This window comes from Leptotrichia wadei (assembly GCF_007990445.1).
GTDB lineage: Bacteria > Fusobacteriota > Fusobacteriia > Fusobacteriales > Leptotrichiaceae > Leptotrichia > Leptotrichia wadei_A.
Genome location: NZ_AP019841.1, coordinates 1,816,938 through 1,842,248, shown reverse-complemented (window position 1 = coordinate 1,842,248; position 25,311 = coordinate 1,816,938). Strand labels below are relative to the sequence as shown.

19 protein-coding genes are annotated in these 25,311 nt (G+C 30.1%); 10 read left to right on the top strand and 9 right to left on the bottom strand.

What is annotated here, in order from left to right; genetic code table 11:
• Nucleotides 1-82 precede the first annotated feature (82 nt).
• The 4 genes from FVE74_RS08665 to ilvC all read left to right on the top strand — a co-directional run bounded on the left by FVE74_RS08665 (nucleotide 83) and on the right by ilvC (nucleotide 4,763).
• Entirely contained in the window at nucleotides 83-1,585 is a 1,503-nt protein-coding gene (locus FVE74_RS08665; protein WP_147004169.1) for a hypothetical protein, read from the top strand.
• Nucleotides 1,586-1,739: 154 nt separating this feature from the next.
• Nucleotides 1,740-2,558, top strand: coding sequence for an ABC transporter ATP-binding protein (locus FVE74_RS08660; protein ID WP_147004168.1), 819 nt, complete (start codon nucleotides 1,740-1,742; stop codon nucleotides 2,556-2,558).
• Nucleotides 2,559-2,594: 36 nt separating this feature from the next.
• Nucleotides 2,595-3,665: a DMT family transporter gene (locus FVE74_RS08655; RefSeq protein ID WP_147004167.1), complete on the top strand. Its 1,071-nt coding sequence runs from the start codon at nucleotides 2,595-2,597 to the stop codon at nucleotides 3,663-3,665.
• Nucleotides 3,666-3,752: 87 nt separating this feature from the next.
• Nucleotides 3,753-4,763 (top strand): ketol-acid reductoisomerase, encoded by a 1,011-nt coding sequence (gene ilvC / locus FVE74_RS08650; RefSeq protein WP_147004166.1) that lies wholly within the window; start codon nucleotides 3,753-3,755, stop codon nucleotides 4,761-4,763.
• 180 nt (nucleotides 4,764-4,943) lie between these two features.
• Here ilvC and FVE74_RS08645 read toward each other — a convergent pair whose 3' ends face one another.
• The 8 genes from FVE74_RS08645 to FVE74_RS08610 form a co-directional block, all read right to left on the bottom strand.
• A complete protein-coding gene (locus tag FVE74_RS08645) occupies nucleotides 4,944-6,704 on the bottom strand; it encodes a L,D-transpeptidase family protein (protein ID WP_147004165.1) in 1,761 nt (586 codons plus the stop codon).
• A 34-nt stretch (nucleotides 6,705-6,738) separates the two neighbouring features.
• Nucleotides 6,739-8,385: a L,D-transpeptidase gene (locus FVE74_RS08640; RefSeq protein WP_147004164.1), complete on the bottom strand. Its 1,647-nt coding sequence runs from the start codon at nucleotides 8,383-8,385 to the stop codon at nucleotides 6,739-6,741.
• Between the two features lie 449 nt (nucleotides 8,386-8,834).
• Nucleotides 8,835-10,040: a MalY/PatB family protein gene (locus tag FVE74_RS08635; RefSeq protein WP_147004163.1), complete on the bottom strand. Its 1,206-nt coding sequence runs from the start codon at nucleotides 10,038-10,040 to the stop codon at nucleotides 8,835-8,837.
• 30 nt (nucleotides 10,041-10,070) lie between these two features.
• Complete coding sequence (locus tag FVE74_RS08630; RefSeq protein WP_147004162.1) at nucleotides 10,071-10,811, bottom strand: hypothetical protein; 741 nt, start codon at nucleotides 10,809-10,811, stop codon at nucleotides 10,071-10,073.
• The gene (locus tag FVE74_RS08625) at nucleotides 10,804-11,925 is read right to left on the bottom strand and encodes an ATP-binding protein (RefSeq protein WP_147004161.1); all 1,122 of its coding nucleotides are present in this window, start codon (nucleotides 11,923-11,925) and stop codon (nucleotides 10,804-10,806) included. The genes FVE74_RS08630 and FVE74_RS08625 overlap by 8 nt, the downstream gene beginning before the upstream one ends.
• A gap of 34 nt (nucleotides 11,926-11,959) precedes the next feature.
• The gene (locus FVE74_RS08620) at nucleotides 11,960-12,454 is read right to left on the bottom strand and encodes a pyridoxamine 5'-phosphate oxidase family protein (protein WP_147004160.1); all 495 of its coding nucleotides are present in this window, start codon (nucleotides 12,452-12,454) and stop codon (nucleotides 11,960-11,962) included.
• A gap of 39 nt (nucleotides 12,455-12,493) precedes the next feature.
• Nucleotides 12,494-14,164, bottom strand: a complete 1,671-nt coding sequence (locus FVE74_RS08615) for a formate--tetrahydrofolate ligase (RefSeq protein WP_147004159.1) — start codon at nucleotides 14,162-14,164, stop codon at nucleotides 12,494-12,496.
• Nucleotides 14,165-14,383: 219 nt separating this feature from the next.
• On the bottom strand, nucleotides 14,384-18,727 hold the full coding sequence (locus FVE74_RS08610; RefSeq protein ID WP_147004158.1) for a PolC-type DNA polymerase III: 4,344 nt from the start codon (nucleotides 18,725-18,727) through the stop codon (nucleotides 14,384-14,386).
• A gap of 187 nt (nucleotides 18,728-18,914) precedes the next feature.
• Here FVE74_RS08610 and nadE point away from each other — a divergent pair, with 187 nt between their 5' ends.
• The 3 genes from nadE (at nucleotide 18,915) to FVE74_RS08595 (ending at nucleotide 21,503) form a co-directional block, all read left to right on the top strand.
• Nucleotides 18,915-19,652 carry an NAD(+) synthase gene (gene nadE, locus FVE74_RS08605; RefSeq protein WP_147004157.1) on the top strand — a complete coding sequence of 246 codons (738 nt, stop codon included), beginning with the start codon at nucleotides 18,915-18,917 and terminating at the stop codon, nucleotides 19,650-19,652.
• Between the two features lies 1 nt (nucleotide 19,653).
• The gene (gene pncB, locus FVE74_RS08600) at nucleotides 19,654-20,850 is read left to right on the top strand and encodes a nicotinate phosphoribosyltransferase (RefSeq protein ID WP_147004156.1); all 1,197 of its coding nucleotides are present in this window, start codon (nucleotides 19,654-19,656) and stop codon (nucleotides 20,848-20,850) included.
• 116 nt (nucleotides 20,851-20,966) lie between these two features.
• The gene (locus tag FVE74_RS08595) at nucleotides 20,967-21,503 is read left to right on the top strand and encodes an adenylyltransferase/cytidyltransferase family protein (RefSeq protein ID WP_147004155.1); all 537 of its coding nucleotides are present in this window, start codon (nucleotides 20,967-20,969) and stop codon (nucleotides 21,501-21,503) included.
• 198 nt (nucleotides 21,504-21,701) lie between these two features.
• Here the strand turns inward: FVE74_RS08595 and FVE74_RS08590 are convergent, their stop codons facing one another.
• Entirely contained in the window at nucleotides 21,702-22,586 is an 885-nt protein-coding gene (locus FVE74_RS08590; protein WP_147004154.1) for a fructose bisphosphate aldolase, read from the bottom strand.
• Nucleotides 22,587-22,783: 197 nt separating this feature from the next.
• Between FVE74_RS08590 and FVE74_RS08585 the strand changes: the two genes are divergently transcribed.
• The 3 genes from FVE74_RS08585 (at nucleotide 22,784) to FVE74_RS08575 (ending at nucleotide 25,274) form a co-directional block, all read left to right on the top strand.
• A complete protein-coding gene (locus FVE74_RS08585) occupies nucleotides 22,784-23,503 on the top strand; it encodes a YebC/PmpR family DNA-binding transcriptional regulator (RefSeq protein WP_147004153.1) in 720 nt (239 codons plus the stop codon).
• A 68-nt stretch (nucleotides 23,504-23,571) separates the two neighbouring features.
• Nucleotides 23,572-24,303, top strand: a complete 732-nt coding sequence (locus tag FVE74_RS08580) for a tRNA1(Val) (adenine(37)-N6)-methyltransferase (protein WP_147004152.1) — start codon at nucleotides 23,572-23,574, stop codon at nucleotides 24,301-24,303.
• A gap of 248 nt (nucleotides 24,304-24,551) precedes the next feature.
• Nucleotides 24,552-25,274, top strand: coding sequence for a queuosine precursor transporter (locus FVE74_RS08575; RefSeq protein ID WP_146961457.1), 723 nt, complete (start codon nucleotides 24,552-24,554; stop codon nucleotides 25,272-25,274).
• Nucleotides 25,275-25,311 lie beyond the last annotated feature (37 nt).

Below are 25,311 nucleotides of genomic sequence, written 5' to 3'. Positions count from 1 at the left end.
AAAAAATTTTATCAAAAAAAGATTATATAGGTTTGGTAGAGGATATTTATAAAAATGTATTGAATAGAAAAGGATGATTTGAATGTTAAAAAAATCTTATATAAAAAATAATAGAGAAGTAATAGATAGATATGAAAAGTTATATGAAGAAAAAATAGATATAGAATATTTGAAACAAAAGTTAAGAGAAGGATATTTTAAAAATGAAGATGTCGAGAGTTTAGCATATTTTAGAGTTTTTATAGATGGTTGTATGCTATTATTTAATAATGAAAAAACTGAAAATAATAACTTGATAATTCAGTTGGCTAAAGAATACAAAGAAATATTTTCTGGAAATTTGTCTAATAGTATACTGAAAAATGAAAGAAAAAAATATAAAGACTTCATCTTTAATAAATATTTACAATATCTTAACTCAACATCTTCTAATGACGCTGATGTTAAGGAATTAGTAAATAATTTCAAAAAAGATACTCACAAGTTTATATATTTAACAAAAGGGAATAATGATAAAGAAATAAGATCAAAATTAGAGAATATAAGAAATTCAATAGCACATATGCAATATGAAGGTAATTATGATAATAATGTAAAAATAATGAAAACACTTTCTATTAAAAATATTGACGGAGGTAAGCTTAAAATAGAAGGGGTTGTATTGGAAGAAATTTTTCATGATTTTGTAAATACTTTGTTTTCAAATAACATAAATAGGGGACTACCATACAAGATAAGTAAAGTAATTGATGAGAAAAAAATATTTTTAAGTGCAACTCTCAAAACAGAATACATAGAATCTGACGGTATAGGTATAAAAGATATAAATAGTACTATGCAAGAATTATTTGAAAAGCAAAATGGTAAAGATGATGAATTTGAGAAATACATTGATAGCAATAGTGATAAATTTAAAAAAGAAAAAGAATATATAACAAGTTTATATAAGGAAAATACAATAAAAAAAATATGTAAAAAATATAAAATTGTTGAAAATAAAGATTTATTATACACTTTGAAATTTTGCTTGGATATAGAAACAGAACTATCTAACTGTATATTTCATATGTCAATATTAAATGAATCTATAATAGAGTATTTAAAAACAAAAGATGAAGGGTATCTTGAAAGATTGAATGAATTAAAAGAAGACGAGGTCTCGCCTTTTATATTTAAATTAATGTTTTTATATTTAAAAAGTGTAAATATTCTAAATTATATAGAAGAATCTAAATGCTTAAATAATCAAATAAAAGTAAAAAATATAAATATAGATGGATTTAAAATAAATACTTATTGTGATTTTTGTAGAGTTTTAACAACGGGAGTTAAAACTGAAAAAGGCACATTTAAAGAAGCATTAAGATACTTAAAGGATGAGTATAATAAAAAAACAAAAGAATATGTCTTAGAAAAATTTAGAAATTCTTTGGCACATGGTAAAATTAATGTTGAAATAAGTAAAAAAGGAGAAATAATATTTATTTTTATTGATGAATATAAAGGAAATAAAGGGATAATTGAAATTAGTGATGATAATTTAAAAAAATTTGTATCTCAAAAAGAATTTTATGATAATATTTAGATTGATTACTTAATGTTATAGGAAATATTTATAAAATTTGAGATTATATCCAAAAACAGAAAAATTAAAAAATAATTATGAAAGAAAGGCTACATTACTGTAGGTTCATAAATTTTTATAAGTGATTAAAAATAAATGAAGAAGGAGAATAACTATGATTTGTCAGGTATTTTGGGAAAATAATGCAAAAAACGAATTGCTTCATTATGAAAATGTAACTTTCAGACGTGAAGGCAGAAAAATCCTGAAAGGAATCGACTGGCACGTAAATAAAGGCGAAAACTGGGCTTTGTTAGGATTAAATGGTTCTGGGAAATCGACTCTTTTGGGAATGATTCCAGCCTACACTTTTCCAACTTCAGGAGAAGTGCGAGTTTTCGGGCATAAATTTGGAAATTATGCTTGGACAAAAATTCGAGATAGAGTTGGTTTTGTGAGTTCTACTTTGAATAATTTTTTGAGTACTTTAAATTCACAAAAATTGAAGGATATTGTAATTTCTGGGAAATTTAATTCGATTGGAATTTATCAGGAAGTGACGGATGAAGATAGGAAAAAAGCTGAAAAAATAATTGAAGATTTTGGGATAACTTATATTAAAGATAAATATTTTGCAACATTGTCACAAGGTGAGCAAAGACGGACATTACTTGCACGGGCATTTATGAATGAGCCAGATTTATTGATTTTAGACGAACCTTGTTCAGGATTGGATGTAAAATCTCGAGAATATTTATTGTCTGTTTTGGAAAAAAATTCTAAAAATGAAAATGCGATTCCATTTATTTATGTGACACATCAAATCGAGGAAGTGATTCCAGCGATAACTCATGTGACACTTTTAAAGGATGGTAAAGTTTTTGCAAAAGGTAGAAAAAAAGACATTTTGACAGATGAAGTTTTATCGGAAATGTTTGAGATGCCAGTAAAAGTTGTTTGGGAAAATGATAGACCTTGGTTGATTGTGAAGTAAATTCAGTAATCACTTAGAAGGAGTTGATTTATTTAGATGGATAAAAGCAGAAAATTTATGGCAGTAATTTTAGCATTACTCGCAGCTATTTTTTATGCAATAAATACACCATTTTCTAAAATACTTTTGAATAAGATTTCGCCTACATTTATGGCATCTTTTCTATATCTGGGAGCAGGAATTGGTGTAGGTATTATGTACTTATTTCATAGAAAAGATGAGGAAAAGCATGAAAAATTAACTAAGTCAGATCTTCCAGATACTATTGGAATGATTGTTCTTGATATTGCGGCACCTATATTCCTGATGATTGGTATAAATATTGGTTCAGCTTCAAATGCTTCATTGCTTGGTAATTTTGAAATTGTAGCAACAACTCTTATTGCTCTTCTAGTATTTAAGGAAAAAGTAACATCAAAGTTATGGATTGCTATTGGTTTTATTACAATATCAAGTATAGTTCTTTCATTTGAAGGAGCTGAAAGTTTCAAATTTTCTTTAGGTTCATTATTTGTAATATTAGCAACTTGTTGTTGGGGACTTGAAAATAATTGTACTAGAAAACTTTCAGATAAAAGTACTTATGAAATTGTTACTTTAAAAGGATTTTTTTCTGGTGGTGGTTCGTTTATAGTTGCTCTTATTTTAGGAGAAAGTATTCCTGAAATTAGATATATATCAATTGCTTTGTTACTTGGATTTGTAGCATATGGACTTAGTATTTTTATGTATATCAGAGCACAAAGGGATTTAGGTGCTGCAAAAACTAGTGCATATTATGCTGTAGCTCCATTTGTAGGTACTTTCTTAGCGTTTGTAGTAAATGGAGAAAAACTTACTTTGCTGTACTTTGTTGGACTTATTTTTATGTTAATTGGAAGTGCATTTGTTGTATATGATACAATGGTTAAATATCATAGTCATAGCCATTCACACATAATAGTTCATACACATGATGGGACAACACATACACATGTTATTACTCATGAGCATGGTCATAGTCATTTTATATCAGAAGAAAGACACGAGCATAATCATGAAGACTACATGAATAGTGAAGAACATAAATTGTTACATAAAAAGGATAAAAAAATTAAAAATATATAAAATATATTAATACCTAAAAAAAAATATTTGCAAATATTTTTAAAAAGTGTATAATATATACATACAAAATTTAGGAGGATTATAAAAATGGCAGGAAACATTTTAGGAACAACAGTTTATTATGACGCTGATTGCGATTTAAGTAAATTGGAAGGTAAAAAAATTACAGTTTTAGGGTATGGATCTCAAGGACATGCTCATTCATTAAACTTAAAAGAAGGTGGATTTGATGTAACTGTTGGACTTAGAAAAGGTTCTAAATCTTGGGATGCAGCTACAGAAGCTGGATTTACAGTTAAAGAAACTGCAGATGCTGTAAAAGGTGCAGATATAGTTATGATCTTAATTCCAGATGAATTACAAGCAGAAGTTTATGCAAAAGACATCGCACCAAACTTAAAAGAAGGAGCATATATTGCATTCGGACACGGATTTAACATTCACTTCAAAAAAATAGTTCCAAGAGAAGATATAAGTGTATTCATGGTTGCACCTAAAGGACCTGGACACTTAGTAAGAAGAACTTTCCAAGAAGGAAGTGGAGTACCTTGTTTAGTAGCAGTAGAAAAAGATCCAGCAGGAGATGCTATGGAAGTTGCTAAAGCTTGGGCATCAGCAATTGGTGGAGGAAGAAGTGGAATTCTTGAAACTACATTCAGACAAGAAACAGAAACTGACTTATTCGGAGAACAAGTAGTATTATGTGGTGGAGTTGTAGAACTTATGAAAGTTGGATTTGAAGTATTGACAGAAGCTGGATATGACCCAGTAAATGCTTACTTTGAATGTATTCACGAAATGAAACTTATCGTAGACTTAATTTACGAAGGTGGACTTGCAACAATGAGAAATTCAATTTCAAATACAGCTGAATACGGAGACTACTTAACTGGACCAAAAATTATTACGCCTGAAACTAAAGAAGCTATGAGAGGTGTTTTAAAAGATATTCAATCAGGAAAATTTGCCAATGACTTCTTAGCGGACTACAAAGCAGGACAACCATTCTTAAAAGAAAAAAGACAAGAATTTGCTAATCACGGCGTAGAAAAAGTTGGAGCAGAATTAAGAAAACTTATGCCTTGGATTAAAAAATAATTGTTTAATGCAATTAATTTTGAAAGATAATAAATAATAAAGCACTCTAAATTTAGGGTGTTTTATTTTTTATTATTGTATGCTTGCTAACAAGGGTTATAAAGAAATTCATAACTATTTTTCTATTTAAATAGAAATAAAAAAAATAAGCCCCAAAACATTTAGGGCTTAATAAGATTTTTATTTAACTAACATTACAGTAGGTACACTAGGAACTCTGAAACCTTCCTTATGTCCTGGTGTAGAATTTCCTAACCAGTCATAGATAAATTTAATTTGATCATCATAATGTCTTATGCATTTGTGTGATTCTGGATAAGTTCCAATTTTTTTAGCTGTTGCAGCTTTTCTTTGTTCTCTTGTATTTTTTGGTTCAAATAATGATGGGATGCTGTGCATATAACCTCCACCACTAAATCTTACTGCATTTTTTGCATCTCCAACGACAGTTTTATTGTCTGAACCTGTGTATTGCATTACTGGTTTAGAATAGGCGATTAAGAATGTCCCATAAGGAGTGGCAAATGAGCTTCCGCTATCTTTTCCAGTAGTTACAAATGAAGAAGTTACAACATTCCAGTTATCTCCAGTTTTTTCAATAACCATTTCATTCTGGCTGGCTCTGTCAACATAGATAAATCTAGTTATTTCCCCTGTAATTCCAGCATCTTTCAAATACTTGCCTGTAGAAGGCTTTAAATAATAAATACCGTTATCATAGGCATCTATTTTAACTTTTATATATTTGTCATTTTGTTCATCAACAACCATAATGGTTCTATCTGGAATATTTATATAATCTTTAAAAGTTTTATCTAAATATCCAAATTCGCTTTGGTTAGCACGATTTCCAAATTTATCTCGCTTTCCATTTTCTCCGCCGCCAAGAGGAGTATAGTCATCCAAAACATATAATTTTTTATTTGCTGAAAGCGCTTCATTTATGAATTTATTTGTTTTTTCAACTTTATTCATCATGTCATTCCAGTCAAATTCTCTTTTTTCAGCAGCAGATTTTGGAATATATCCAATCTGATTGTCAAAAAATACTTCATACCATTCATCCGACTTGTTTCCTACAATACCTGTAGTTTTATATTTTTGGGAATATGATGCAGATTTTATTGTTTTAGAGCTTGAATTTGGCTCTTTTTTTATGCTTGTTGCAGTTTTTATGAAAACAAATTCATCCATATCTTTTGGAGAATGTTTATCATATTGAAAATTAAAAGTAAGATTTTTAGGTCTTTGGGCTGAAAATTCCTTTATGTAGGAATGAGATCCTTTTGAAGGATTTGTATTTTTAGGTGTTTCTGTTTTTGCATTCCCCTTTATATCATCTTCTTTTTTATTTTTGTCAATTATAGAATCTTGAGCCTTTTCCATATTGGTTGTTTTTTGAGGCTCAGTATTATTTTTTATATTTTTTTCATTTTTTGAAGCATCATTTTGTACAGCAGGTTTTTTATTTTCTTCATTAACTTTAGTTTCTGCTGGTTTTTTGTTATTTGGTGCTTGAGTCTGAGCCTGTGTATTTGGTTTCGCAGAAATTCCTGATTTTTTAGGATACTCTGATATAAATCCTTTTATAAAAGTATCAAATTTTGCTTCAAATTCAGATTTGCTTATTACTTTTTCTACACTTTTTCCTTTTACAAACTTAGCCTTTTCGCCAAATATATACGGTGTAAACTTTAAACGGACATTGTTTCCTTCTACTGCATAATCTACATCAATCTTATCTTTAATTCCGTCTCCATCTAAATCAGGTTCTAAAGAAATTTGCTTCCATTCTGCTTTTTTTGGTTCTATCTTTTTCGTTTCAACTTTCTTTATTTCCTTTGCCTTTGGTGCTGAAAAAGCATTAATTGACATTACAGAAAGTATTACTAATGCCGCTATTAAAAATTTCATTTTTGTTAAATTTATTTTTTTTGTCATAAATCTGTTCCTCCTTTTTATTTTAAAACTTATTTTATAAAACTACTGCTATTACAGGTTCTTCAGGTATTGTATTATCCCTGTCCTTAATTTTGCTGTCTGCATTTATCCATTTGACAATAAATCCAATTTGATCATCAAAGTGCCGTACACATTTATGAGAATCCTTGTATGTCCCAATTTTTTGAGCAGTTCCCGTGCTTAATGTAGATCCTTTAAAATTAAGTCCCACAGGAATTCCGTGCATATAACCTCCACCACTGAATCTTACAGCATATTTTGCACTTCCTCCAATAGTTAAATCAGATCTTCCAGGAAGAGTTTTGTCTCCTTCTCTTGCATGTCTTGTAAATGTCATGTATGGTCTTGTGAATGCTATTAAAAATGCTCCGTGTGGCGTTTCATATGAACCCCATCCATCTTTTCCTGTTGTTACATACGAATATGTCACAACTTCATATTTTTCAGTTTCAGGATTTCTTTGAAAAAGCACTTCAGTTTGGCTGCTTGGATCAATTGCAACAAATTTATTTACTTCACCTTTTATATTTTCAATTTTTTTGTAAGTGTCTTCCTTTTTCTCAATAAAATAAGGTCCTCCATAGAATGGTGTTTCAATTTTTAACATATTATTTTCTTCACCGATTATTCTAAAAATTGTCTGATCAGGGATATTAATTATTTCTCCTTCTTTCTTAGAATTTGTATAACCTATAATACTTTGATTATTTTTATTTCCAAATTTATCCTTTTTACTTGGCTTATCACGTGATAGAGGAGCATACTCTGTAACAATATACAATTGCTCATTAGCTTTTGTGGCTTTAGTAATAAAGTCGTTTACAATTTCTATCTTACTAATCATTTTGTCCCAATAAAAGCCTCTTCTAGAAACATTATCTTCTCCTCCTGCAATAAATCCTTTGATAGTTGCTGGATTTTCTGCGATAACTTTACCATTTTTATCTTTATTAACTTTTTTACTTGCATTAGTAGTAATTCTTTTTGTAAATTCAGTATAATACCATTTTGTTTGTGCATTTGGAGCATCTGACACCATATCAAACAGTATTTCAGGTTTTTCGCTAAATCCCAAGTTAGCTATTGCACTTCCGTTCGGAGCATCTAGCATACTCGATGATTTTTTTATAAATAAAAAGTTATTTGTGTTTTCAGGAGAATGGTTATTAAATTTTATTTTATCAAAAACAATGTCATTTGTTTTGTTATCTCCATAAATTGTAATATATCTAGTTTCATTTGGCTGAATATTTTTAGAATATTCAGGATAATATTCCTTCACTTTATCAAGCATTTTCTGCATAGCCTGAAGATCCATTATATCAAATTTTTTATCAAAAGTTATCTGATATGTCAAAATATCCTTTCCACCTTGATTTGTATAAATTGAAACAACGGCTCCAATTAAATTGTCAACCATATTATAAGTCACAACAACTTTTTCATCAGTTCCATCATTGTTAAAATCATAATCAAATACATCTTTTTCATACCCTTTTACTGTAATATTTTCAGAATATTCCTTAGGCAAGTTTAATGGCTCTGCATTTACATTAAATCCTACGACTGTATTAATTAAAGCTAACATTCCAATTTCTATTTTTTTTCTTTTTATCTTTTCTTTTCCAGAATTAATAATTTTATTTATTTTTTTTCTCACAATTTCCCCTCCAATACTTATTTTCTTCAAAAAATTTAAATTTATTATCAAAAAAGCTACTCACTTTTTTCATTTTTTATATTTCCATCCCTTTCCAAAATTTTTATTAGATAAAGTGTAAAAAAACTCGCACTTTTAAAGTCCTAAAATTTTGTTATGAGCAATTCACTTTTCCCGTATATTATACCATAATTCTCATAAAAAAGTAATATATAAAATTAATTTAACTTCATAATAAAACCATTTTTAAAATAAATACAAAAATTATAAATATTTTGTATCATTTTCCATTATAATAATGGAATATTATAAATTTTACTTTAACAAGGCAGCTTGATCCCTTGCCAGAAAATAAATAAAATATGCTTTCTATTTTTTTAATAGGATATAATATTCCTGGTATTATTTAATACTTTATTCAAATTTTGTCTAAAATAAGCTGGTAAAATTTACTTGCAAAATCTAGGATATTTTTCCTTAACAGCATTATAAATTCTCTCTAAAACTGCCTCAATATATCTCGTAGGCACCGCCAAATTAATTCTCTCAAATCCAGAACCAGCTTTTCCAAAAATGTATCCTTCATTAAAAAACGCATTTGCCTTTTTTGTCATAAATGCCTTTAACTCTTCATCTTTCAATCCTAAATCCCTAAAATCAAGCCATTGTAAATAAGTTCCTTCAATTAATGGAGCTTTAAATCCAATAAACTTTTCTTCAAAAAATTGTTTTACTAATTTTTGATTTTTATCCACTAATTTCAAAAACTGATTAAACCATTCTTCTGCTTCATTATACGCCAACTCACAAGCCTTAAATCCAAGTGCTGCAAATACATGTGAACCATCTTTCGTCATTTGAGCCTCAAACTGTTTTCTCAATTTCTTATTTTTAATAATAATATTCGAAACTCCAATTCCAGCCAAATTAAAACTTTTAGTAGGTGCAGTACAAGTAACTGTTATCTCTGCCAATTCATCCGATAAAGTCTGCAAAACAGTATGCTTAAATCCAGGCATCAAAATATCACAATGAATCTCATCAGAAATAATTATTAAATTATTCTCCAATGCAATTTTCCCTATCTTTTCAAGCTCTTCCCTTTTCCAAACTCTTCCAACTGGATTATGCGGACTACACAAAATCAACATTTTATTATTCTCATCTTTTGCAAACTCTTCAAACTTCTCAAAATCAATTTCATAATATCCGTCAGTTTCAATCAATCCACAATCGACAATTTTTCTATTAGAAGATTTAATCGCATTATAAAAAGGATAATACACTGGCGTAAAAATAATTACACCCTCACCTTCTTGTAAATAAGCCTTCACACTCGTATAAAGTGCCGCAACTACACCACCCGTGCAAACAATCCAATCTTTTTCCACTTCAAAATTATGTCTTCTCTTCATCCACGAAATAACCGCTTCATAATATTTGTCAGTCGCTCCAGTATAACCTAAAATCGCCTTATCAATATATTTTTTCAATCCTTCTCTTATCTCAGGAGCAATCTTTAACTCCATATCCGCCACAGAAAACGGAACAATATCATCTGATAAATTAGGAACTTCTCTGTACATTGCTTCCCATTTAAATGAACCTTGTCCTTTTCTGCTTAAAAGTGTTTCAAAATCGTAATTTTCTGACATTTTTTATTTTTCCTTTTAAAAAAATTTATTTTATATTTCTAGTTTTTCCTGTAATTTTTCAATTTTATAATATTCATTTAGAAATATTGGTATTGATGGATAAATCTTTACTTTATTTTTACTTTTTAGTAATTCATTTTGAAATTTCAATATTTTATTTTTTTCTACATCTTTAAATTTCATTTCTAATATGTTTTCTGAATTATTAATATAAAATTTTATAATTTCCTTATATTGTGATTTAAGAGCCGTCATTCCCATGTTTCCAGTTTCATTTTTTATTTTCTTTTTAAAAACCTTAAAATCCTCCAACTTTTCTTCAAAGTTATTTTTTTCATAAATATAATTGCAACCAATAGGTTTATGGTATGCTTCTATCATTGGAAAACTTAAATATAATTTACCATTCTCAGTTTCATTTTCAAAAAAACTGTTTATTTCCGATATTTCATTTATCCTATCATATATTTTTTCAAAATTTTCATATTCTTCATTTAATTTTGAATGTAAATCATAATCAAAAAATAAATATACATAAGATATTTCGCTTGCTTTAAATTCTTTACTGATTTTATCTGAATATTTGTATTTTATATATTTGATAACGTCCATATTTTCATCATACTTTTCTTTAATATCTTTATAAAAAGCATAAATTGTTCCAATTTTCGCCCAAATAACTTCCCCTTTTATTTGAAATTCTTTTACTATATGTTCTATAAGTTTTTTATCAGGATCTTTCCCTTCCGTAATTATCAAAATTTTACTCATATTCAAATACCTCTGTACGATACATTTTTTCTATATTATGGTATTCTTCTATTTTTTTATCAGTAATTTCTGAAAATTGTTTAATTTTACCTTTATCGTTTAAAACAAAATAACAGTCTGGACGTAAAATTTCATTATCTATCAAACTTGTCGCATGTGAAGATAATGCTACTTGTTTTATATTGTCATTTGAAAATAATTTTTCAAGTATGAATTTTGATAATGAATAATGAAAATAGGCATCAAACTCATCTATAAATAAAAAACTTACGTTTTTTATGGAAATTTCCATCCAAAAAAATAACAATGCCAAAATTTTAGTTCCACTTGAAGCAATTTTATAAAAATCCACTTGTTTTCCTGACTTAAACTCTATCAGTATTCTATCCTCATTTTGTACTAATTTTTGTTTTATTCCAGCTTCTTCTAAAAATTTCTCAAATTCTTTGACTTTATTTAAATCTATTATTCCTTTTAATATTTTTTCACTTCCATTACTATAACCCATATATGTATTGCCTTCCTGCAAGGAACGAATCCATAACATATTGTCAATGAAATCAAAAAATTTATATAATGCCTTTTCTTTTATAATCGAGGTATTTCCTTTAATGTATTTTACTAATGATATTTTTTCAAATTCATTAACAGATAAATCTCTATTGAAATTTTCAAAATTTTTAACATATTCGCCTATCTCTATTTCTATTATATTGTTATCTTTATTGTATTCAATACAAAGTTTATCATTAATAGAAAGTTTTTCTTCTATTACAGTTTCACTGTCTATTTTTTTATATTCATATTGAACTTTATCTTTTCCAAATTCAAAAATATAACTAAAAGAAGCATTATCTTTATCATATAAGTTATAATTTAAATAGTTTTCATAATCTTTTAATTTTTTTTGCTTATCTGTTAAATGGTTAATAATATCAAAAATTGCAAGCCCAACGTTTGATTTACCGCTTCCATTTTTTCCTAATATCAACATTTTAGAAATTATATTATTTTTTATTACATTTTCTTTAAAATTATAATTTCCGATATTTCCAAAGTCCAATGTAATATCTTCAAAATTTTTAAAATTTTGAACTGTGAATTTTTTTAACATCTTCCCTCCTCACATCCTTTTTTTAGTTTTTTCTCTACTCATGCTCCTTACAGCTCATCTCCTCAACCACAAGTTTAAACACACAAACCGCCTTCAACATTCTTTCATCAAATTCCCAGTCAGATTTTCCAGTATTTTTCTTCATGAGTTCCAGCAACGCCTTCATTTTTTCCTGTGAATCTTCAATAATCTCAACTTTTCCATTTCCGATTATACTTTGGAATCTGGCAGTGTAATCACAGGCTTTATCGCCTTTTGTGTAAATTTTGTGATTTGTGTCAAATTCAAATCCTGCGTAGTTATTTTGTTTTATTATATCAAGTTTTCTCCCTGTCTTTGCACCATGAAAGTAAAATGTATAGTTTCCGTTTTCTTCGGTAAAGCCAAAATTTAGTGGGACAATGTAGACTTTTCCGTTGTCATTTAAGCCAAGACGGCAACAGTCACAGGCTTTTATAATTTCTTTTATTTTTTCATTGTCTGTAATTTCTCTGTCCCGTCTTCGCATTTTTACCTTTTTATTTTCCATTTTTATGTTCTTCCATTCTATTATATCTGTATATTAAATTTAAAATAATCCTGAAATTACCCCATTTTCATCAATGTCAATTAACTCCGCCGCTGGCTTTCTAGGTAATCCTGGCATATCGATGATTGTTCCTGCCATTGCTACTAGGAAACCTGCTCCTGCTGATAATCTAACTTCATTAATTGTTATTTTAAATCCTGTAGGACGTCCCAATAGATTTGGGTTATCTGACAATGATTTCTGTGTTTTTGATACACATACCGGCAATTTGTCGTAGCCGTTTTCTACGTATTTTTTAATATTGTTAAGTGCTTTTGGTGCAAAATCCACTCCATCTGCTCCGTAAATTTCTTTTGCAATTTTTTCAATTTTTTCTTGAATTGATAAGTCCAAATCGTAAAGTGGAGTATATTTTTTCTCAGATTTTTCATTTTTTTCAATGGCATTTAGAACTTTTTCTACAAGCTCTTTACCACCTTCTCCACCTTTTTCCCAAATTTCACAGTTAGCGACTTCTACATCCATTTTTGCACAAAAATCTTTTATCACTTGAATTTCAGCATCAGTATCAGTTATAAACTTATTAATCGCCACAACAACTGGCAAATTGTACTTTTGCATGCTTTCAATATGTTTTTCAAGGTTTACAAGCCCTTTTGTCAATGTTTCAATATTTTCCGATTTCAAGTCTTTGTCTCCGCCGTGATGCTTTAATGCACGAACTGTTGCAACAATTACAATAACATTTGGCTCTAGATTTCCAAGTCTGGCCTTTATATCCAAAAATTTTTCAGCTCCTAGATCGGCAGCAAATCCAGCTTCTGTAACAACATAATCTGACAATTTCAATGCCATTTTTGTAGCTAATAGCGAATTACATCCATGTGCAATATTTGCAAAAGGCCCACCGTGAATAAATACAGGTGTATTTTCCAAAGTTTGTACTAGGTTAGGCTTTATAGCATCTTTTAGCAATGCTGCAACTGCCCCTTGAATATTAAGCTGTTTAACTTTAAGCATTTCCCCTTTTCTGTTATATGCAAAAACTATTTCTCCGATTCTTTCCTTTAAGTCAGTAATTGAGTTAGCAAGACAGAAGATGGCCATAATTTCTGATGCAACTGTTATTTGAAAAGAGTTTTCACGAGGCACGCCATTTACTTTTGGTCCAAGTCCGACAACGATACTTCTTAAATTTCTGTCGTTCATATCAATAACACGTTTAAAAGTAATGTTATTCACATCAATATCAAGTTCATTTCCAAAATGTATATGATTGTCAATACAAGCAGAAATTAAGTTATGCGCAGCCGAAATTGCATGAATATCCCCTGTAAAATGCAAGTTTATTTCTTCCATTGGCACAACTTGTGACATTCCTCCACCAGCAGCTCCACCTTTCATTCCAAATACAGGCCCTAAAGACGGCTCTCTAAGCGCTGCAATTGATTTATACCCAAGTTTATTTAATGCTTGAGTCAATCCAACAGTAACAGTTGATTTTCCTTCCCCTGGAGGTGTCGGAGTAACAGCAGTCATCAAAATCAGCTTTCCATCTTTTTTCTCTGCATTTCTTTTCAGCACGTCCAAACTAACCTTAGCCTTGTATTTTCCATAAGGTTCATAATCATCCTCTGTAAGTCCAATACTTTGTGCAATTTCACCAATCTTTTTCAATTTCGCATTTTGAGCGATTTCAATATCTGTCATCTTTAAAACCTCCTATATTCTCTATTATTTAATAAAAATCGAAAAAGCCGCAAACTGCTAATTAGAAAACTTTTCCGATATTCATTTATAATTTGTTCTTTTCAACTTTCTTTCAAAAATTTTATTAAAAGACTAATCATGCCTTTTTTGTTATATGATATTATATCTTTTTGTAATTGTCAATTAATATTTATTAAATATTTTCATTTTGAATAAAACCTAAAATAATGTTTGCTGATTCGTATTTGACAATCCTTGGAAACATCCATATTCCTTCATTAGTTCCACAATTGTCTTATTCAGTTTTGTACGTTTTACCAAATCTTCAATTGATAAAAAACTGTCTTTTTTTCGTTCAGAAACGATATTTTCAGCAACAGCATCTCCAAGTCCGTCCATTGCGATTAACGGCATTCTTATTTTTCCATCCTGTATTGTGAAAAGTTTTGCCTCTGATTTATAAATATCAATTTGTTCCAGCTCAATTTTACGATAGTGCATTTCAATTAATATTTCATATAAAAATAATTCCTGCTTTTCTTTTGCATTTAAATTCCCTTTTTTGTCCATTTCCATTTTTGCTTTTTTTAAGTCATCTATTGACCTGAACATTGCTGTCATTTTAAAGTCTCCAACTTTTCTGTTCAGGAAAGCCGTATAAAATTCAATTGGATAGTGGACTTTAAAATAGGCGATTCTGACTGCCATCATTACATAAGCCACAGCATGCCCTTTTGGGAACATGTATTTTATTTTTTCACATGAATCAATGTACCATTGCTCTACACCATGCTCCTTCATTTTTTTAGAAAATTCCTTCCATTTTTCAGGATTTTTAGTAGGCTGCCCTTTTCTGACAAATTCCATTATAGAAAATGCCAATGATTTATCCAAGCCATCATCAATCAATTTATTCATAATGTCATCCCGCACCGTGATAATCTGGCTCAAGGTTGCAATCCCGCTTTTTACATAGTCTTGTGCATTGTTCAGCCAAACATCTGTTCCATGTGAAAGCCCAGAAATTCTAACTAATTCTGCAAAAGTTTTTGGCTTTGTGTCAACGAGCATTTGTTTTACGAAAGATGTACCAAATTCAGGTATTCCCGATGTACCTGTTGGAGATCCTATTTCTTCTGGAGTTACGCCAAGTGCCTCTGTACCGCTGAATAAGCTCATTACTTCCTTATCATCAAGCGGAATCGTGTAAATATCAACACCTGTCAAATCCTGTAAAATTCTAAGCGTTGTCGGATCGTCGTGTCCCAGTATATCCAGTTTTACAAGCTGTTCATCCATTACGTGGTAATCAAAGTGAGTTGTCTTGGAAGTTGACTTCATATCGTTGGCAGGCCGCTGGATTGGGCAAAAGTCGTAAATTGACTTATCTTTTGGAACGACTATCATTCCACCAGGATGCTGTCCAGTTGTTTTTCTCGCACCTTCACAGCCTTTCGCAATTCTCATAACTTCTGCTCTTCTTTCCTTTATTTCAGGTGTTCCTTCCACTTCTTCAAGATATTTCTTCACATATCCGAAAGCATTCTTTTCAGCAAGCGTAGAAATCGTTCCCGCACGAAAGACATTGTCGCTTCCAAACAGCTCTTCCGTATATTTATGAATTTCCCCTTGATATTCTCCAGAAAAGTTCAAGTCAATATCTGGCACTTTATCTCCATTAAATCCCATGAATACTTCAAATGGAATAGCATGCCCATCTTTTATGTATTTTGTACCACATTTTGGACAATTTTTATCAGGATAGTCAACTCCGCTTCCTTCTTCATTCATAAACTCAGTATGCTTACAGTTTGGGCATCTATAATGTGGATAAAGTCCGTTTACTTCGGTAATTCCCATAAGATAGGCGACAATTGAAGAACCGACTGAACCACGTGAACCTACAAGATAACCTGCATCTACCGATTTATGCACAAGTTTTTGTGCAATTAGATAAAGTACGGCAAATCCGTTTTGAATAATTGAATTAAGCTCCTTTTCCACTCTTTCCTTCAGGCTTTCATCAATATCTTCTCCGTAAAGCTCTTTAAGTCTTTTATAAGTCATTTCCCTTACTTCTTCTTCAGCTCCATCAATTTTTGGCGGATAGAATCCAGTTGGAACTGGTCTTACCTGCTCAATCATATCGCTAATTTTATGAGTATTCTCCACAACAACTTCCATAGCGGCATCTTCACCCAGATAGTCAAAGGCTTTTAGCATTTCTTCAGTAGTTTTAAAATGCAGTTTTCTGTCAAAAAATTCATATTCCCTGACTCCTTCTGAAATTTTAGTTTTCCACATTGTCCCGCTTCCCAAAAGCAGGACATTCCTGTTAATTGCTTCCCGTTCTTCAAGATATTGTGCATCCCCTGTTGCAACAACAATTTTATTCTGGATTTTTCCAAGTTCGTAAAAATATTTGTTCATTTCCTTGACTATATCGTAGTTTTCAATTTCTTTATTTGTTCTTTCCACCATGTCGGCATAATTTGTATGTGGCTGAATCTCGATATAGTCATAAAATCTTGCTTTTTCTTCAATGTCAGTTTTTTCTGCTCCACGTAGATAAAGATTTACAAGTTCACCTCTATTTCTTTCAGAAGCCGAAGCAGAACTTGCTATTAACAGATTTTCTCTCATGCTGTTTAACAGAGTCTTGGGAATTCTAGGTCTACGCATTCCAAAAAATTCTATATTTGAACGTGATACGAGTTCGTACAGGTCACGAAGCCCAGCCTGATTTTTTACTAAAATCATTGTATTCAATGTTTCAGAATTTTGAATATTTGGCTGCAGTTCTGTATTAATTTCAGTTAGTTTCATAAGCCCTTTACTTAAAATCATATATAAAAATTTCTGAAAAACTTCTGCAGTCGCCTTCGCATCATCAACAGCCCTATGGTGTGTCTCAAGCGTAATCTCAAAATAGTCTACCAGACTGGCAAGTCCATATTTATTCAATTCTGGAAGCAGCGTTCTAGCCAAAGGCAACGTATCAATTACACTTGGAGAATATTCAAGCCCTTGATCAATAGTTTTTTGCTTTATAAATCCCACGTCAAATTTTGCATTGTGGGCAACTACCGTTGTATTAGCACAAAATTCTAGAAATTTTGGCAGTACAGTTTCTATTTTTTCAGCATTTGCGACCATTTCATCAGTAATTGTTGTAAGTTTTGTTATTTTTGGCGGAATTGGAATTTCAGGATTTACAAATTCAGAAAATTCCCCGATAATTTCCTTTCCACGCATTTTTACAGCCCCAATCTCAATTATCTTATCATTAAATGGATCAAATCCAGTTGTTTCAATATCGAATACAACATAAATTTCATCTTCAATCATTTTATCCTTAGGATTCGTAATCAAGTCCTGCTCATCATCAACCATATAAGCCTCTATCCCCAAAATAACCTTAAAATCCTCATTTGCCTCCTTAAATGCAAAGGGAAAAGAATGAACTACCCCGTAATCTGTCACAGCAATCCCGCTATGTCCAAATTCTTTTGCTCTTTTCGCATAATCCTTAATTGACATAACTCCGCTCATTTCACTCATGTTTGTATGTGCATGAAGTTCTATCCTTTTTTTAGGAGCATTATCTTCTCTTTTCACATCTTTAGAGTCAATAGCTTCAGCTTTTTGTGTTCTGACATACATTTCTCCAGTATACATGTCTGATTCAAAACTTCCAGTAACTTTTACCCATTCTCCAAGCTTTACTTGAATATCTTCACTTGTATTAAAGAAAATTCTGCAGCTGACTGAATTTGTATAATCTGTAATCATAAAGTCGCACATAAGTTTCCCGTTTTTAGTTTCTTTCATATCCAGATTAAATACTTTCCCTTCCAAAGCAACATTATCTCCAATGTTCAAGATATCAAGCATAGAAAAAGGCACAGCATCCATATCAGGAATTTTTTTCCGTCTATACCCATTATTATTTCCATTAAAATTCCCTCCATTTGAATACCCATTTCCATTCTTTACCCCAGTATTTTCATATTTAGGAAGTTCGCTAGCCTTTACCGAATTTAATTCACTTTGAGCCTTCAATTTTTCCTTGATTTCCTTAAACTCGCCATCTGTAAATTCAACTTTTATCAAATCATCAGTACATTCACAAATCTTATTTTTCAGCTCTTCCTTTACATTGGTTTTTTGAGCCTCTTCTATCAAATGACGAGATGGCAATTTCACAAATACATTATTTTCTACATTTTCCACTTCATAAGTTGCAAAAATATACTGGTATCTCTTACTTTCATCCCTATAATTCTCAATCATGAATTTTACAAATCCAGCAACATTCTTCCGTATCAATTCAGGATTAACATCTAGCTTAATTTTCAGCTTTACCCCATCTTCAAAATTTCTATAAATCATCTGTCTTAAATCCTGTATTTCCCCATGTGCAGCAAAATCATGAACCTTTACAAATATCTCCATCTCTCTCTTTTTAGAAAACAAATTAATATACTCAATCTCAAAATTTTTAATCCCGTATTTCCTGAAAAAATCATCTGATGGCCTAATCTTCAAATATTTAGCGCTCATTTTTTATTTATCCCCCTTACTTTTTTTATTTTTTATATCAAATAATCATAATTTAATATTTATTCTTAAATTTAGTTATAAAACAAATTTATTATATAATTTTTACAAAGTTTTAGCAATATAATTTTCTTGAAAACCTTGCCATTCGCAAAACTTCCAGGTATAATTAAGGTAAAGAGGTGATTTTATGAAAAATGAAAAAGAAAAAGTTATCGAATGGATAAAAAAATATTTTGAAGAAAATGGAAAAAACTGTAAAGCAGTTGTAGGAATTTCTGGTGGAACGGATTCTTCGGTTGTGGCAGCACTTTGTGTGGCAGCTCTGGGACGAGAAAATGTAATAGGAGTTCTTATGCCAAAAGGTATGCAGCATGATATTGATTATTCCAAAAAATTAGTTGAGTTTTTGAAAATAAAACATTATGAAATAAATGTGGAGAAGCCTGTAAATGACTTAAAAGAATTAATTTCGCAGCAAACGGGAGTAAATCCTGATGAATTTGATGCCTACAAGACTAATCAGCCTGCCAGAATACGGATGGCTGTGCTTTATGGAATTTCTGCCATTGTTGGTGGGAGAGTGGCTAATACTTGTAATTTGTCGGAAGATTTTGTGGGTTATTCAACAAAATTTGGAGATGCTGCGGGGGATTTTTCTCCAATTTCTGATTTTACAAAAACCGAAGTGCGAAAACTTGGATCTGAACTTGGACTTCCTGAAATGTTTTTGAAAAAAGTGCCTGAAGATGGAATGAGCGGGAAATCTGATGAGGAAAAATTGGGATTTAGCTACGAAGTTTTGGATGAATATATTAGAACGGGAAACATTTCGGATTTGAGAATAAAAGAAAAAATAGACTATTTACACAAAATAAATTTACACAAAATTTTACCTATGCCATCGTATAAAAAAGGAGAAAAATAAAATGAAATTAAAACCAATTATAACATCACTGCTTGATACAGATCTTTACAAATTTAATATGAATCAAGTAATTTTTCACAAACATACTGATTTAGTCGGAGAATATCACTTTAAATGCCGTACTCCAAATATTTTCTTTACAAAAGAAATGGTTACGGAAATAAACGATCAAATTGACCATTTGTGCAGTTTACGGTTTAAAAATGAAGAATTAAACTACTTGCGTTCGATAAGATTCATAAAGCCAGACTATGTCGAGTTTTTAAGGCTTTGGCATCCGATTAAGGATTATGTGACTACGGTTCTTGAAAATGAAGAACTTAGAGTTATTGTCTCTGGACCACTTTTTAGTGCAATGCAGTTTGAGATTTACTTGCTTGAAATTATTAACGAAGTGTATTTTAGAATGAAGTTTAATTATGATGAATTGCTTGTTTCTGCAAAAGAAAAATTAGAAAAAAAGATTTTGGATTTTAAAAATAAAAAATATAATTTTAAATTTGCTGAATTCGGCTGCAGAAGACGGCTTTCAAGAGAATGGCAGGAAGAAGTAGTGAAAAAATTATCCAGCGAAACTCAAAATATGGTAGGAACTTCCAATGTATTTTTGGCAATGAAATACAATTTAGTGCCAATCGGAACTTATGCACACGAGTATGTCCAAATGTACCAAGGAATCGACTCAATACCGCTATCTTACACAAATCATTACGCATTAAAAGACTGGTATGACGAATACAAGGGAGATAACGGGACAGCACTTACCGACACAATAACGACAGACTTATTTTTAAGAGATTTTGACAGAAGTATGGTAAATAACTACACAGGAGTGCGGCATGATTCAGGTGATCCATATATCTGGGCTGAAAAAATATTGAATCACTACGAAAAATATGGAATAGATCCAAAAACAAAGATGCTTTTATTCAGCGATTCGCTAAATTTTGACGAAGCAGAAAAAATTTACAATACATTTAAAGACAAAGTTAAACTTTCTTTTGGAATTGGGACATTTGTAACTAATGACACAAAAGAAAAACCATTAAATATTGTAATCAAACTTCAGTATGTAAATGGTAGACCAGTTGCCAAATTAAGTGATGTGGAAGGAAAAGTTATGTGTGATGATGAAAAATATTTGAAATATTTGAAGGCATCGGTAAAATTTAGGCTGGAGCGGGAAAAAGAATATTAAAAAAGTTTAAATCTGTAAATAAGCGATTATAGCAGTAAGAAATCTTGACTTCTTGTAAAAATATAAAAAAATTTTGAAATTTTATATTTAATTTATAAAAAAACGGAGAAACTTTAATGAAAAAATATAAGACAGGTTTAGTTCTGGGAAGATTCCAGACATTTCATAAAGGACATGAATACATTATAAATAAAGCTCTTGAGATATGTGACAAAGTTTTGGTATTTATCGGTTCTAGTGATAAATCTGGAACAATTGAAAATCCTTTTTCCTATGAACTAAGAGAAAAATTGATAAAAAAAATTTATAAAAACGAAATCATGGAAAATAAATTAGTAATTTCTCCACTCGCTGATTTGGGTGCTGGAAATGTTACAAAATGGGGGGATTATTTATTTTGTGAAGCAGAAAAAATTTTGGGAAAAGTCGATTGTATTGTTTATGGAGAAGAATCTAAATGCAAGAGCTGGTTTAGTGAGAAAATAAAAAAATCTGTAAATTTTATTGTAATTTCTAGAGATGACATAAAAATAAATGCTTCCACTTTGAGAGAATATATGAGAAAAAATGATTTTGAGAGTTGGAAGAAATTTGTGAATGAAAAAAATTGGAGTGAATTTGGAAAAATGAGGGAAATTTTGATTAAAATATAAAAAAATTAATAAAAAATTTTTTCCTTGCTAAATAATGTTAAATGAAATATTGAATTATTCTTGTGTATCAATTTTTATCTTTCAACTAAAAAAACTGGCTCATTATTTTAAAACGAGCTAGTTTTTTTTTGATAATTTTTAATCCTTTGCAAAATGATAGTTATTTATCACATTTCCAGCATTTGATTTTATGCAGAATTATTTTACAGAAGCTTCATAAATTTCTTTAATAGCTTCAGCCAAATCTTTGTTAAATTCATCATCACTTTGTTGTGCTGACAATCCTTCAGTTAATGCTCTTGAGAAACTTGCGATAACTCCTTTATTTTTAGCAAGAATTTCGTTTGCTTCTTTTCTTGGGTAACCTCCTGATAATGCGACAACTCTTACAACTCTTGGATGTTTTGTCAAATCTTCATAAAAGTTTTCAACTGTTGGAAGTGTAACTTTTAACATAACATTTGAAGTTTCAGGCAATTTATCAAGATGTTTTTTAATTTCATTTTTCAAAATAGTTTCACATTCTGCTTTATCAACATTGTGAATATCTACTTCTGGTTCAATAATTGGAACAAGTCCAGCTGCAATAATTTTATCTGCAACTTCAAATTGTTGATCTACAACTTTTGCAATTCCTGTTTGAGATGCTTTTTTAATAACAGAACGCATTTTTGTTCCAAAAATATGTCTTTCGTTTGCTCGGCTCAAAAGATCATCCAACCCAGGAATAGGTTTCATAACTTGAACTCCATCTTCCAATTCTTCTAGTCCTTTATCAACTTTTAAGAAAGGTAAAACTCCTTTTTCTTCCCACAAAAAGTCAGCTGTATATTTATCATCAATTTTTCTATCCATAGTTTGTTCAAATAAAATAGCTCCTACAATTTCCTTATCACTAAAAGCAGGACTTTTTATAATTCTAGTTCTCATTTTATGAATTAAATCAAACATTTCTGTATCATTAGAGTATTCACTTTCATCAATTCCATACAATTTCAAGGCTTTCGGAGTACTTCCACCACTTTGATCCAATGCTGCAATAAATCCTTTTCCGTTTCTCATTCTTTCTAATCTTTCTTTCATTATAATCTTCCTCCTAATTTTAAAACAAAACAATTTGGTTTTCAAAGTTTCTTGTTTCTATATTTATAATATCACTTTTTTGAAAAATGTCAAGGATAAATATAAAATTTTTTAAAATCAAAAAATCCTTTAATTTTCCCATTGATTAGACTTTTTTTTTATGATATAATTTTATATAATCAATTTAGGAGGAAAAAATGGGAAGACATGGTACAATAGCTGGGCGTAAGGAAGCACAGGATAAAAAAAGAGCCGCATCATTTACAAAACTTGTTAGACTTATAACAGTTGCAGCAAGAGGAGGAGAAAATCCTGAATTTAACGTTGCACTAAAACACGCAATTGAAAAAGCAAAGGCGATTAATATGCCTAATGATAACATCAACAGAGCAATTAAGAAGGGAGCAGGAACTGATGGTTCAACAGCTTTTGAAACATTGAATTATGAAGGTTATGGACCTGCTGGAGTTGCTATTATTGTAGAAGCTCTTACTGATAACAAAAATAGAACTGCTTCATCTGTAAAAATGGCTTTTGATAGAAATGGTGGAAATCTTGGAGTTTCTGGATCAGTTTCATATATGTTTGGAAGAAAAGGTGAAATTATTATTGAAAAAACAGATGACATTGATGAAGAAGCATTGATGGAAGTGGCACTTGAGGCTGGAATGGAAGATATGGAAACTTTGGAAGACAGTTTTTATATTACAACTGAAACAGCAAACTTTGATGCTGTGGCAGATGCCTTAAGAAATGCAGGATACAAATTATTAGAAGCAGATATTCAATATTTACCATCAATTGAAGTTGAAACTCTTGAAGAAAATGATTTACAAAAATTAAGAAAATTAATTGATGTTTTGGAAAATGATGACGATGTTCAAAAAGTTCACCACAATTATGCTGGAGAATTATAAAAAATACAGATATTGCGGAATTAATTTCCGCATTTATTTTTTTATTTTAAAAAAAGGAGCCATATTTTATGAAAAAAACTGGAGAAGAAACAATTACTCCAATAAAAAATATGAAAATAATTCAGCGAAATGATTTTCAAAACTTCACGCTTGATTCAGTTTTACTTTCTGATTTTGTAAAAATTAATAGGAAGACAAAAAAAATTCTTGATATTGGAACTGGATGCGGAATTATCGCTTTACTTTTGGCACAACGCTCAAAGGCACAAATTACAGGTATTGAATTGCAAAAAACAATGGCGGAAATTGCTGAAAGAAATGTTGAAAATAATAAATTTGAGAATCAAGTCAAAATAATAAATGAGGATATAAAAAATTATAAAAATATTTTTAGCCGTGATGAATTTGACACAATAGTTACAAATCCGCCATATTTTGAATTTACTGGCGACATTTCACAAATCAATGACCTGGAGCAGCTGGCAAATGCAAGACATAATATAAATTTATCACTTGAGGAAATTATAAAGATTTCTTCCTATTTATTAAAAAATATGGGCAGTTTTTCAATTGTGTTCCGAAGCGAACGGCTGGTGGAAGTTCTAGCGCTTTTACAAAAATATAATTTAGAGCCGAAAAGAATGAAGAATTGCTATACAAAATGGAATGAAAACTCAAAAATTTGCTTATTGGAAGCAATAAAAGATGCTAAGAAGGGATTTTCCGTTGAAATGCCTATTTTTGTTTATGATGAAAATGGACAAAAGAACGAATATATTGAAAATTTGTATAAAAGTTAGGACTTAAAAATTAAAAAAGAATAAAAAAATTATTATTTCCTTGCATTTTTTAACAAATACTTGTATAATAAAAGCCTGTAAAAATAACTATAAATGATTGTAATAAAAAAAATATAATGATGTTTGGGATATTCCATCTATAAAAAAAACCTTTTGGAAACACATATTATTCAAAAGGATAGTATGTTTTTTTTATTGCTTAAATTATAGAAAAAAATAAAAAATAAAAATTTTTAAGGAGGAAATGAATGCTTAATTTTTTAAATCACCTGCAATTTGGAGTAAATGAATTATTATGGCTAGGATATCTAATATTGAATTTTTCAGCAGTTGCTCTGGCTTACAGATTTTGGGGAAAAGGAGGACTGCTATCGGTTGTACCGTTGTCAATCGTTCTAGCTAACATTCAAGTTGGGAAAATGATGACTTTGTTTGGTTTTGATGGAATTACAATGGGAAATATTGCTTATGGAGGAATTTATTTGGCGTCGGATATTTTGACAGAAAACGAAGGGAAACATTATTCTAGAAAAGTGGTTTCATTAGGTTTTGCTGCAATGTTATTCACAACATTTATAATGCAAATTGTGCTAAAAGTAAAAGTTTCGCCTGATGATACAATGCAAGGTGCTTTATCAGCAGTATTTGGATTCATGCCAAGACTTGCAATTTCAAGTGTGTGTGGATTTGCGGTTTCTCAGTCGTTTGATATTTGGTCTTATCAATTTATTAGAAAATTTAGACCATCTTATAGAGATATTTGGATTAGAAACAATGCGAGTACAATGATAAGTCAAATTTTAGATAATATTGTATTTTCATTTTTGGCATTTACAGGAGTTTATCCATTTAAAACAGTAATCGGAATCATATTTTCAACATATTTATTAAAAATCGTAATTTCACTGCTTGACACACCTTTTGTGTATATTGCGACTTTATGGAAAAAACAAGGTAAAATAAGTGATTAATATTAAATTTGTTGTAAATTATTTTAAAAATAAATAA